The following is a 10,538-nucleotide window of genomic DNA, read 5'->3' on the forward strand; positions in this document are numbered from 1 at the left end:
GGCCCCGGGTCTTTTCTCCCCGGGGGGGGCCCCGGGGGGGGCTAAATACCCACCCCCCCCCCCCCCCCCCCCCCCCCCCCCCCCGGGGGGGGGGGGGGGGGCGCCGCCCCCCCCTTCCGCGTGTTCGGGTGGAGTGTCTCGGTGGTTGGTGTTGGTCGGCCTCAGGCGGGCTGGCCGAGGCGGGTGGTCGGCGCGGTGTCGGAGCCGTCGCCCTCACCGGCGGGCGCGGCCGTGAAGGCGGCGGTCGGGAGGTCCTGACCGGGAGCGGCGGCCTGCGGGGCCGGGGCCGCAGCCGCGGTCTGAGTCGCGGCATTCTGGGCGGCCGCCGACTGCGCCGCTGCGGACGGGCCGCTCTGCGCGAACTGGTCGTGGTGCTGCTGCGCGACCCAGGCGTCCTGCTGGGCGATCAGGGCGCGTTCGCCGTCCGTGTTCTCGAACCGCCAGCGCTCGAGGTCGTTCTGGAAGATCTTGCGGGCGCGGCGGGGGTTGTTCTGCCACTCGATGAGCCGGTCGCGGAACTCCGAGATCGCCGGGTCGAGCTGGTAGCCGAAGGTCGCCGACGCGCGCTTCATCTCGGCCAGCTGGTGGCCGGCCCAGTTCGCGGCGATTCCGGCACCCTTGATCGGGAGCAGCCGGACCAGGATGTCGGCCTGGCCGACCGCGCGGTCCGAGAGCACCTGTTCGGCCGGGGTGAGCGAGTTCCACACCGAGGCCTCGGTGGCGGCATCGACGAGGGCGGCGATCGCCGACGCCTTCTGCTGCCGGTCGGTCCGCTTGAGCAGGCCGCGGAGGGCGCCGCGGGCGATCCACGCTGCGAGCAGCCCGGAGACGATGACGGCGACCGCGAGGACCGCCGCGTTGAAGAGCGCCGGCTGTGCGGCCGGCGACGTGAGCCAATCGACGAAGTCATTCCACCACTGCATGCCGCCGATGGTAGCGGCGGGCCGGGCACCCTCCCCGGAGCCTCCGCGCTGTGTCGTCCGAATCGCCGTAGCAGAATGGGAGGACGAGCGGATGGAGGACGTTCCCATGCAGACTTTCGTGCTGGCCGGCGGGTGCTTCTGGTGCCTGGATGCGGTGTACCGGGTGCTCCGCGGGGTGCAGGACGTGGTGTCCGGCTACACCGGGGGCACCGCGGTCGACCCGTCTTACGAGGAGGTGTGCACCGGCCGCACCGGTCACGCGGAGGCCGTCGCCGTCACCTTCGACCCGGAGGTCATCCCGCCGAGCGTGATCCTCGACGTGTTCTTCACCCTCCACGACCCGCGGCAGCTCAACCGGCAGGGCGCCGACGTCGGCACCCAGTACCGGTCGGCGATGTTCTACGACGGCGAGGAGCAGCGCGAGCTGTTCGAGGCGGCCCGCGACCGCGCGTCCGAGTACTGGGACGGCGGCATCGTCACGACCCTCGAACCGCTCGGCCCCTTCTACCGCGCCGAGGAGTATCACCAGGACTTCTTCGCGAAGAACCCCGGCCAGGGCTACTGCATGGCGGTGGCGGTGCCGAAGGTGAACAAGATCCGGGCGTCGTACGCGGAGTATGTGATCGCGGCGTAGCGCGTCGCTCTGCGATGGTCAGGGAAGGTCCTCGCAGGCGATGCGATTGTGCGAGCCGGGTGACACGGCAAGGCGCGGATCCCTCCACAACAGGGCATAGCGGGCGACCTCTCCACAGATTCGTGGTCGCCGCGCCCGCGGCCGCGCTCCGGCCGCGAGGCTGGAGGAACGCCCCGTCCCGCGGGCGCCGAGAGGGGGACACCATGACCGACACCGTCGCCGTGCGCGGCACTATCGCGACCGCGCCCCGGCACGTCGTGACCGAGGGCGGGCTGCCGATCACCAGCTTCCGGCTGGTCACGCGCCGCCGCCGCTACGACCGTGAGAAACGGGCCTGGGAGGAGGTCGACGGCAACTGGTACACCGTGAGCGCGTTCCGCGGGCTCGCCGTGCATGCCGCGAACGGTCTCGAGAAGGGGGACCGCGTGCTGGTGGCCGGGAGGCTGTGCATCCGCGAGTGGGAGGGCGAGCAGCGCGGGGTCACCGCGGAGATCGAGGCGGAGGGGATCGGGCGCGACCTCTCCTCGGCCGATCGCGGTCGGCGGACGGTCAGCCGCGGCCCCTAGAATGCGAGATATGAGCCGCCGCCCCGCCCGACGCCCCGACTCGTCTCCCGTCTCGTCTCCCGACTCGTCTCCCGCCTCGTCTCCCGACCTCACCCGCACGTCCGTGCCGCGCGGAGGTCGCCGGGCTGCGGGTGCCGTCGTCGTCGGCGCCGTGGGGATCGCCGCGGTCCTGGCGCTGACCGGGTGCGTCGGCGGTGCGAAGCCGGCGCCCGCGAGCTCCGGTTCCACCGCGTCCGCGACCGCAACCAACGGGGCGACGCCGGCGCCAACGACCGCCGAGCTCGTGCCGGGCGGGACGGCGCAGCAGAACCTCGCCTACTTCGACCAGGTCAACCGGGCGACGCTCGCGGCGAACCCCGACGCGAAGGGGCGCGACTTCATCGACGCGCTCGTCGCCGCCGGGTTCGCCAAAGCCGACATGCAGGTGACGGTCGACACGACCACGATCGGGCTGAAGGCGAACAGCATCCAGTTCTCGGTCAAGCTGGGCGACGGCTGCCTCATCGGGCAGAACGGCGCCGACGCCGGCGGGTACAGCAGCATGGTGACGCCGGTGCTGGCGACCGGCGGCTGCCTGATCGGGCAGACGCGCGCGATCGACTGGTAGCGGTCCGGTCCGGTCCGGTCCGATCAGGCCGGTCCGATCCGGCCCCGTCCTCCCGGCGACCGCGCCGCTTCGCCGACGGCGCAACCGGTCTGGGCGCTCACCGACCCGGCCCGCAGGCGCAGCCGGTATCCTCGTACGGGGCCTCACGCGGCCGGGCGCGCCTTCCGCGACCCGTGGCCGGCCCCGCAACACAGACTCCAGGGAGAAGAGTGGCCGAATACATTTACTCGATGGTGCGCGCCCGCAAGGCGGTCGGCGACAAGGTGATCCTCGACGACGTGACGATGGCGTTCCTTCCGGGCGCCAAGATCGGCGTCGTGGGGCCCAACGGCGCCGGTAAGTCCACCATCCTGAAGATCATGGCCGGGCTCGACCAGCCCTCCAACGGCGAGGCGAAGCTCACGCCGGGGTACTCCGTCGGCATCCTCATGCAGGAGCCGCAGCTCGACGAGAACAAGACCGTGCTCGAGAACGTTCAGGAGGGCGTCGGCGACATCAAGCAGAAGGTCGACCGCTTCAACGAGATCTCCGGCCTCCTCGCCGACCCGGACGCCGACTTCGACACGCTGCTCGCGGAGATGGGGACGCTGCAGGAGCAGATCGACGCCGCCGACGCGTGGGACCTCGACTCCCAGCTGGAGCAGGCGATGGACGCGCTGCGCTGCCCGCCGGGGGACTGGCCGGTCAACACGCTCTCCGGCGGTGAGAAGCGCCGCGTCGCGCTGTGCCGCCTGCTGCTGCAGAAGCCCGACCTCCTGCTCCTCGACGAGCCCACCAACCACCTCGACGCCGAGAGCGTGCAGTGGCTGGAGCAGCACCTCGCCAAGTACCACGGCGCCGTGCTCGCCGTCACCCACGACCGGTACTTCCTCGACCACGTGGCCGAGTGGATCGCCGAGGTCGACCGCGGTCACCTCTACCCGTACGAGGGCAACTACTCGACCTACCTCGAGAAGAAGCGTGAGCGCCTCGAGGTCCAGGGCAAGAAGGACGCGAAGCTCGCCAAGCGCCTCTCCGAGGAGCTCGACTGGGTCCGCAGCAACGCCAAGGGGCGCCAGGCCAAGTCCAAGGCGCGTCTGGCCCGCTACGAGGAGATGGCGGCCGAGGCCGAGCGCACCAGGAAGCTCGACTTCGAGGAGATCCAGATCCCGCCGGGGCCGCGCCTCGGCCAGGTCGTGATCGACGCGAAGAACCTCGAGAAGGGCTTCGGCGACCGCAAGCTCATCGACGGGCTGACGTTCACCCTCCCGCGCAACGGCATCGTCGGCGTGATCGGGCCGAACGGCGTCGGCAAGACGACCCTGTTCAAGACGATCGTCGGTCTGGAGCCGCTGGACGGCGGCGACCTGAAGGTCGGCGAGACCGTGCAGATCTCGTACGTCGACCAGACCCGCGGCGGCATCGACCCGAACAAGAACGTGTGGGAGGTCGTGTCCGACGGGCTCGACTACATCCAGGTCGGCAAGACCGAGGTGCCGTCGCGCGCCTACGTGTCGACCTTCGGCTTCAAGGGTCCCGACCAGCAGAAGAAGGCCGGCGTGCTCTCCGGTGGTGAGCGCAACCGCCTCAACCTGGCGCTGACGCTCAAGCAGGGCGGCAACCTCCTGCTGCTCGACGAGCCGACCAACGACCTCGACGTCGAGACCCTGTCCAGCCTCGAGAACGCCCTGCTGGAGTTCCCGGGCTGCGCCGTCGTGATCACCCACGACCGGTGGTTCCTCGACCGGATCGCGACGCACATCCTCGCGTACGAGGGCACCGACGAGGACCCGGCGAACTGGTACTGGTTCGAGGGCAACTTCGAGGCGTACGAGGAGAACAAGATCCAGCGCCTCGGACCCGAGGCCGCCAAGCCGAGCCGGTCCACGTACCGCAAGCTCACCCGCGACTAGGCCGTCATGCGACTCCACGTGCCGATCAAGCTCCGCTGGAGCGACCTCGACGCGTACGGTCACGTCAACAACGCCGAGATGCTGCGCCTCCTCGAGGAGGCGCGCATCGAGGCGTTCTGGGTGACCGACGCCACGGACCAGGGCAGCGCCACGGACCAGGGCAGCGGCCAGGCCGTCGGCGGCTCGACCGCCGTCCTCGACGGCCGGCCGGGCGCCGACACGCTGACGCTGATCGCGCGGCAGGAGATCGAGTATCTGGCGCCCATCCCGTACCTGCGGCAGCCGCTCGACGTGCAGCTGTGGCTCGGGAGGCTCGGCGGCGCCAGCCTCGAGGTCTGCTACGAAGTCTGGTCGCCCGAGGGCGCAGAGCCGCGCACGCTGTACTCGCGGGCGGCGACGACCATCGTGCTCGTGGACGCGGCCAGCGAGCGTCCGCGACGCATCAACGACCGCGAGCGCGAGGCATGGACCCCGTACCTGGACGAGCCCGTCCAGTTCACGAAACGGGGCTGAGCTCCGCCTAGGCGCTGATCGTGACGGTGTCGCCGTCGACGGCGGTCTTCAGCTGCGGCAGCGGGTCGCGCGCCGGGCCGTTGATCACGTCGCCGGTGGCGGCGTCGAACTTCGAGCCGTGGCACGGGCAGTCGAACTCCTTGTCCTTCGGGGCGACCGTGCAGCCCGCGTGCGTGCACACCGCGCTGAAGGCGACCACCTTCCCCGCGGTCGGCTGCGCCACGACCACGGGAGCCGACCCGATCGAGGCGGACACCGCGCCCCCGACGGGGATCGACGCGAGCGAGACGGTGGTCGACTCTCCGGCGCTCGGCTGCGCGTCGGCGCCGCTCGCGCCGCCGGATGTGCAGGCGGCGAGCAGCAGGGCGCCGGTGCCGGCGGCGGCGGCACCGCCGAGCTGGACGAGGGTGCGGCGGGTCAGGGGCGTTGCGTCGGACATGCTGGGATCCTCCCGGTCGGCGTAGCGTTCTCCTACCTAAACACGGCGTCCGGGCGCGAGCGGTTCATCTCCGGTGAACTTCTCCGGCCGCCGTCTCGTGTCAACGATGGAGGTGACCATGCCGGATGAGGACGCGCGCCTGCTGCGCGAGCTGCACGATCAGCACGCGCCGGCCCTGTGGCGCTACGTCGTGCACCTCACCGGCGACCGGGCGATGGCCGACGACATCGTGCAGGAGACGCTGCTGCGCGCCTGGCGCAAGCCGGCCGTCCTCGACCAGTCCCAGCAGTCGGCGCGGGCGTGGCTGTACACGGTGGCACGCAACCTCGTCATCGACGACAAGCGCAGCGCCCGCAACCTCCACGAGTTCGGCACGGACACGCTCCCGGAGCGCGCCGCCGCCGACAGCGAGACCGACGCCGTCCTCGACGCGTGGCTGGTGAGCGACGCGCTCTCCGAGCTGTCCGTCGAACACCGGGCCGTGATCGTCCACGCCTACTACGGCGGCCGGTCCGTCGGCGAGATCGCCCGGGAGCTGCAGATCCCGGAGGGCACGGTGAAGTCGCGCCTCCACTACGGTCTGCGGGCCCTGCGGCTCGCCCTGCAGGAGAGAGGAGTGACCGAGCGATGACCACGCACGACGAGTACGCGACCTGGGACGCCGCCTACGTCCTCGGCGCCCTCGCGCCGGCCGAGCGGCGGGAGTACGAAGAGCACCTGCGCGCCTGCGACCGCTGCTCCACCGCCGTCGGGGAGCTCGCCGGGATGCCGGGGCTCCTCAGCCGCGTGCCGCGTGACCAGGCGATGGCGCTGCTCGGGGATGCCGGCGGTGCGCTCCCGGGCGCCGCGCCTGCTCCAGAGGGACCGTCCGACACCGTCCTCCCGTCGCTGCTGCACCGTGCGCGCCGTCGCCGCTCGCGTACGCGCTGGCTCGTCGCCGGGCTCTCCGCCGCCGCGGCCGCGGTGCTGGTCGGAGTGCTCGCGTTCGTCCTGCCGGCGGTCCTCCCGCAGCCGCAGGACGAGGCCGGCCGGGTGACGATGCAGCAGGTGGAGCCGAGCGCGGTCAGCGCCGACCTGCGGCTCACCGCCGAGCCCTGGGGCACGCGCATCGAGTCGCGCTGCCGGTATGCGCACGTCGGCGACGACGAGGGCTATCACGCCGCGTGGACCTACGCGATGGTGGTCACCGACCGCGAAGGTCGCCAGACGGAGATCTCGACGTGGACCGCCGCAGAGGGAACCACCGCGTGGCCCACCGCGACGACGAGCGTCCCGATCGCCGACATCGCCGCGGTCGACATCCGCACCGCGGGCGACGGCACCGTCCTGCTGCGCACGACCTTCGACTGACCAGCGCTCTCGGCGACCGGCGCGCGCTCCGCGATCAGCGCGCTCAGGTCGGGACGCGGATCATCGCCTCCTGCGCGACGCTCGCCACCAGGCGGCCGTCGCGGCTGTAGATCCGGCCCAGGGCCAGGCCGCGGCCGCCCTGCGCGGTGGGGGACTCCTGCACGTAGAGCAGCCACTCGTCCGCGCGGGCCTGTCGGTGCCACCACATCGCGTGGTCGAGGCTCGCCGCGCGCAGCCCGGGGGTCGCCCAGGCGACGCCGTGCCGGCGCATGATCGACTCCATGATCGTGTAGTCGCTGGCGTAGGCGAGAGCGGCGCGATGGAGGCCGGGGTCGTCCGGCAGCTCGCCGAGCGTCCGGAACCACACGGCCTGGTGAGCGACCTGCTCGCCCTCGACCGAGACGTACACCGGCGAGGTGACGTGCCGGATGTCGAACGGCCGCTCGCCGGCCCAGTACTGCGCGACCGGGTGGGCGACGTCCGCCAGCACGGCCGCCGTGTTCGGCAGCGTCTCCGGGTCGGGCAGCCCCTCCGGCATCGGCACCTGGTGCTCCACGCCCTCGTCCTCGGTCTGGTACGACGCGATCATCGACAGGATGGGGAGGCCGTTCTGGTACGCCTGCGTGCGCCTGGTCGAGAACGAGCGGCCGTCGTGGATGCGGTCGACCGAGAACGTGATCGGCAGGTTCACGTCGCCCGGCCTCAGGAAGTAGCCGTGCATAGAGTGGATGCTGCGGTCCTCCGCCACCGTCCTGGTCGCCGCGACGATCGACTGCGCGAGCACCTGGCCGCCGAACACGCGGCCCAGCGGCATCCACTGGGAGGGCCCGGTGAAGATGTCCTCGCTGGTGCGGGCGCCGGTGTCCGTGAGATCGAGCGCGGTGAGAAGGGAAGCCAGGGGCTCGGTCACAGTGTCTCCGTCCGTCGTCTCTAGTAGTTTAGAGAGCAGATGAGCCAGTCGTTTTCTCTCGTGGACCCCCTCGCCGTCGCCGATCTGCAGACCTATCTGTCGAGGGCGGCCCGTGTCGAGGAGGGTTCGGTGCGCCTGATCGCCGGATCGGGCGTCCTCGCCGTGTACACGGCGATCCTCTATCCGCGCGGTCTGCTCGACCAGACGCCGACCGTGCTGGGGCTGCGCACCTTCGCCACCGGCGCCGACGTGACGTTCGACGCCGTGGTGCCGATCCGCTCCCTGCTCGACCGCCTGGCCCGCGTGCGCGAGCAGGCGGAGGCCGGGGCCGAGGGCGCAGGCACGGAGACGTCCGAGACGGCCGCCGCCGGCCCGGTGGAGGTCCGCCTCCCGCTCGAGGTGTCGACCGTGACCTGGGCCGGGATCTCGCCGCCGCGCGGAGGCTGGCGCAAGGTCGGGGAGGCCGGCTACGACCTCCTCGCCGCCACCGCGAAGGCCGGGATCGCGGAGGTCGCCGAGGCGGTGCCGGACGGCCTCGGGGAGCAGCTGGTCCAGCGGGTGCGCGCGGAGGTCTGGGGCCGGCCGATCGAGGGCCTGGAGTGGGTCCCGGCCGGGGCGGCGTTCGCCGCGGAGAGCCTCGGCTTCCTCGACCCGACGGAGCCCGTCACGCTGCACGAGACCGGGCCGTGGACGCGCATGACGACGCGCCGCGGCCACACGCTCATCCGGCGTCAGGCCTGGACGCTGCGCCGCTGACTCCGGTCGCCGAGGTTTCGCGCGCGGCCGCCCGGCCGGCCTGGCGGCCGGAGAACAGGCAGCCGCCGAGGAACGTGCCCTCCAGCGAGCGGTAGCCGTGCACACCGCCCCCGCCGAACCCGCTGGCCTCGCCGGCCGCGTAGAGGCCTGGGATCGGGCGGCCGTCGGCGCCGAGCGCCCGCGCGTCGAGGTCGGTCTCGATGCCGCCGAGGCTCTTGCGCGTGAGGATGTGCAGCTTGACGGCGATCAGCGGACCCGCCTTCGGGTCGGTCAGCTTGTGCGGGCTCGCCACGCGGATGAGCTTGTCGCCGCGGTAGGCGCGCGCGGCGCGGATGGCGGCGAGCTGCAGATCCTTGCCGAAGTCGTTGTCGAGCTGCCGGTCGCGCTCGTGGACGTGCCGGGCGACCAGCACCGTGTCGAGCGGCACGTCGCTCAGCGCCTGCATCCCGGCGAGCAGTTCGTCGAGGGTGTCGGCGACGACGAAGTCCGCGCCCTGCTGCTTGAACGCCTCGACCGGGGCGGGTGCGCCGGGCGAGAGCCGCTGGGCGAGCATCCGGACGTCCTTCCCGGTGAGGTCCGGGTTCTGCTCGCTGCCGGAGAGGGCGAACTCCTTCTCGATGATCTTCTGCGTGAGCACGAACCAGCTGTAGTCCGAGCCGGTGCACCGCAGGTGCTCGAGCGTGCCGAGCGTGTCGAACCCGGGGTAGAGGGGCGCCGGAAGCCGGTTGCCGTGGGCGTCGAGCCAGAGCGACGACGGGCCGGGGAGGATGCGGATGCCGTGCTGCGCCCACACCGGATCGTAGTTCTCGATGCCCTCGGTGTAGTGCCACATCCGGTCGCCGTTGATGAGCCGGGCGCCCGCGTCCGCCGCGATGCCGAGCATGCGGCCGTCGACGTGCGCGGGAACGCCGGAGAGCATCTCGGCCGGAGGCGTCCCGAGCCGCTCCGGCCAGGCGGCGCGGACGAGGTCATGGTTGCCGCCGATGCCGCCGCTCGCCACGATGACCGCCGGGGCGCGCAGCTCGAAGTCGCGCACGACCTCCCGGTTGCTGGGGGCTCCGCGCCGCGCGGTGTCCGCGGCCAGCACGGCGCCGCGCACGCCGGTCACCCGGCCATCCTCGACGATCAGCTCGTCGACGCGGTGCCGGTGCAGCAGCCGTGCGCGGCCGGAGGCGGCGGCCGCCTGCACGCGGTGGATGAACGGCTGCAGCACGCCCGGACCGGTGCCCCAGACGATGTGGAACCGCGGCACCGAGTTGCCGTGCCCGCTCGCGGCGCCCGCGCCGCGCTCGGCCCAGCCGACGACGGGGAAGAAGCGGACGCCCTTCTCGTGCAGCCAGGCCCGCTTCTCACCGGCGGCGAACTGGAGGTACGCCTCCGCCCAGCGCCGCGGCCAGTGGTCCTCGTCGCGGTCGAACCCGGCCGAGCCGAACCAGTCCTGCCGCGCCAGCGCGAGCGAGTCGTGCACGCCCATCCGCCGCTGCTCGGGCGAGTCGACCAGGAACAGGCCGCCGAACGACCACCACGCCTGTCCGCCGAGGGAGGCCGCCGGCTCCTGCTCGACGATCGTCACGGTGCGCCCGGCGTCGAGCAGCTCGCTGGCGGCGACGAGGCCGGCGAGGCCCGCTCCCACGACGATGGCATCCGGTTCGGTGGTCATGGCGTGTCTCCTTCGGCACGTCGGACGCCGCGCGGGACGCGGCGGAGGATCACTCCTCGAATGTGTTGACCATAGCGAACGCGGCGCGCTCCAGGTAGCTCCAGAGCGTCTCCTCCTGCAGCGGAGGGAGCCCCAGCTCGTCGACGGCGGCGCGCATGTGGGCCAGCCAGCGGTCGCGCGCGTCTGGGTTCACCCTGAAGGGGTTGTGGCGCATGCGCAGCCGCGGGTGGCCGCGCTCCTCGCTGTACGTGGACGGGCCGCCCCAGTACCTGTCTCTTATACACATCT

13 protein-coding genes are annotated in these 10,538 nt (G+C 72.3%); 8 read left to right on the plus strand and 5 right to left on the minus strand.

Features of this window, described 5'->3' with window-relative positions; genetic code table 11:
- Nucleotides 1-161 precede the first annotated feature (161 nt).
- A complete protein-coding gene (locus tag ACR9ZG_RS15470) occupies nt 162-923 on the minus strand; it encodes a hypothetical protein (protein ID WP_481285741.1) in 762 nt (253 codons plus the stop codon).
- A gap of 106 nt (nt 924-1,029) precedes the next feature.
- Between ACR9ZG_RS15470 and msrA the strand changes: the two genes are divergently transcribed.
- The 5 genes from msrA (at nt 1,030) to ACR9ZG_RS15495 (ending at nt 5,135) form a co-directional block, all read left to right on the plus strand.
- Nucleotides 1,030-1,557, plus strand: coding sequence for a peptide-methionine (S)-S-oxide reductase MsrA (gene msrA, locus ACR9ZG_RS15475; protein ID WP_481285742.1), 528 nt, complete (start codon nt 1,030-1,032; stop codon nt 1,555-1,557).
- Between the two features lie 203 nt (nt 1,558-1,760).
- Nucleotides 1,761-2,123, plus strand: coding sequence for a single-stranded DNA-binding protein (locus tag ACR9ZG_RS15480; RefSeq protein ID WP_481285743.1), 363 nt, complete (start codon nt 1,761-1,763; stop codon nt 2,121-2,123).
- Nucleotides 2,124-2,133: 10 nt separating this feature from the next.
- A complete protein-coding gene (locus tag ACR9ZG_RS15485) occupies nt 2,134-2,730 on the plus strand; it encodes a DUF6993 domain-containing protein (protein WP_481285744.1) in 597 nt (198 codons plus the stop codon).
- Between the two features lie 209 nt (nt 2,731-2,939).
- Nucleotides 2,940-4,622: an energy-dependent translational throttle protein EttA gene (ettA, locus tag ACR9ZG_RS15490; protein WP_481285745.1), complete on the plus strand. Its 1,683-nt coding sequence runs from the start codon at nt 2,940-2,942 to the stop codon at nt 4,620-4,622.
- Between the two features lie 6 nt (nt 4,623-4,628).
- Nucleotides 4,629-5,135 (plus strand): acyl-CoA thioesterase, encoded by a 507-nt coding sequence (locus ACR9ZG_RS15495; RefSeq protein ID WP_481285746.1) that lies wholly within the window; start codon nt 4,629-4,631, stop codon nt 5,133-5,135.
- A gap of 7 nt (nt 5,136-5,142) precedes the next feature.
- Here the strand turns inward: ACR9ZG_RS15495 and ACR9ZG_RS15500 are convergent, their stop codons facing one another.
- Nucleotides 5,143-5,574, minus strand: coding sequence for a QcrA and Rieske domain-containing protein (locus tag ACR9ZG_RS15500; RefSeq protein ID WP_481285747.1), 432 nt, complete (start codon nt 5,572-5,574; stop codon nt 5,143-5,145).
- Nucleotides 5,575-5,692: 118 nt separating this feature from the next.
- Here ACR9ZG_RS15500 and ACR9ZG_RS15505 point away from each other — a divergent pair, with 118 nt between their 5' ends.
- A complete protein-coding gene (locus ACR9ZG_RS15505; protein ID WP_481285753.1) occupies nt 5,693-6,205 on the plus strand; it encodes a sigma-70 family RNA polymerase sigma factor in 513 nt (170 codons plus the stop codon).
- Nucleotides 6,202-6,924, plus strand: coding sequence for an anti-sigma factor family protein (locus ACR9ZG_RS15510; RefSeq protein ID WP_481285748.1), 723 nt, complete (start codon nt 6,202-6,204; stop codon nt 6,922-6,924). Before ACR9ZG_RS15505 ends, ACR9ZG_RS15510 begins: the two co-directional genes overlap by 4 nt.
- Before the next feature lie 43 nt (nt 6,925-6,967).
- Here the strand turns inward: ACR9ZG_RS15510 and ACR9ZG_RS15515 are convergent, their stop codons facing one another.
- Entirely contained in the window at nt 6,968-7,834 is an 867-nt protein-coding gene (locus tag ACR9ZG_RS15515; protein ID WP_481285749.1) for an acyl-CoA thioesterase, read from the minus strand.
- 60 nt (nt 7,835-7,894) lie between these two features.
- On the opposite strand from ACR9ZG_RS15515, the gene ACR9ZG_RS15520 reads away from it, so the two are divergent.
- The gene (locus ACR9ZG_RS15520; protein WP_481285750.1) at nt 7,895-8,590 is read left to right on the plus strand and encodes a DUF8185 domain-containing protein; all 696 of its coding nucleotides are present in this window, start codon (nt 7,895-7,897) and stop codon (nt 8,588-8,590) included.
- Here ACR9ZG_RS15520 and ACR9ZG_RS15525 read toward each other — a convergent pair.
- A complete protein-coding gene (locus tag ACR9ZG_RS15525; protein ID WP_481285751.1) occupies nt 8,556-10,250 on the minus strand; it encodes an FAD-binding dehydrogenase in 1,695 nt (564 codons plus the stop codon). The two genes, ACR9ZG_RS15520 and ACR9ZG_RS15525, sit on opposite strands and share 35 nt — an antisense overlap.
- A gap of 49 nt (nt 10,251-10,299) precedes the next feature.
- Nucleotides 10,300-10,538 (minus strand): globin domain-containing protein (locus ACR9ZG_RS15530; protein WP_481285752.1); only part of this gene is annotated, 239 nt, incomplete at its 5' end.

Source organism: Leifsonia sp. KNZ12-8B (assembly GCF_056755495.1).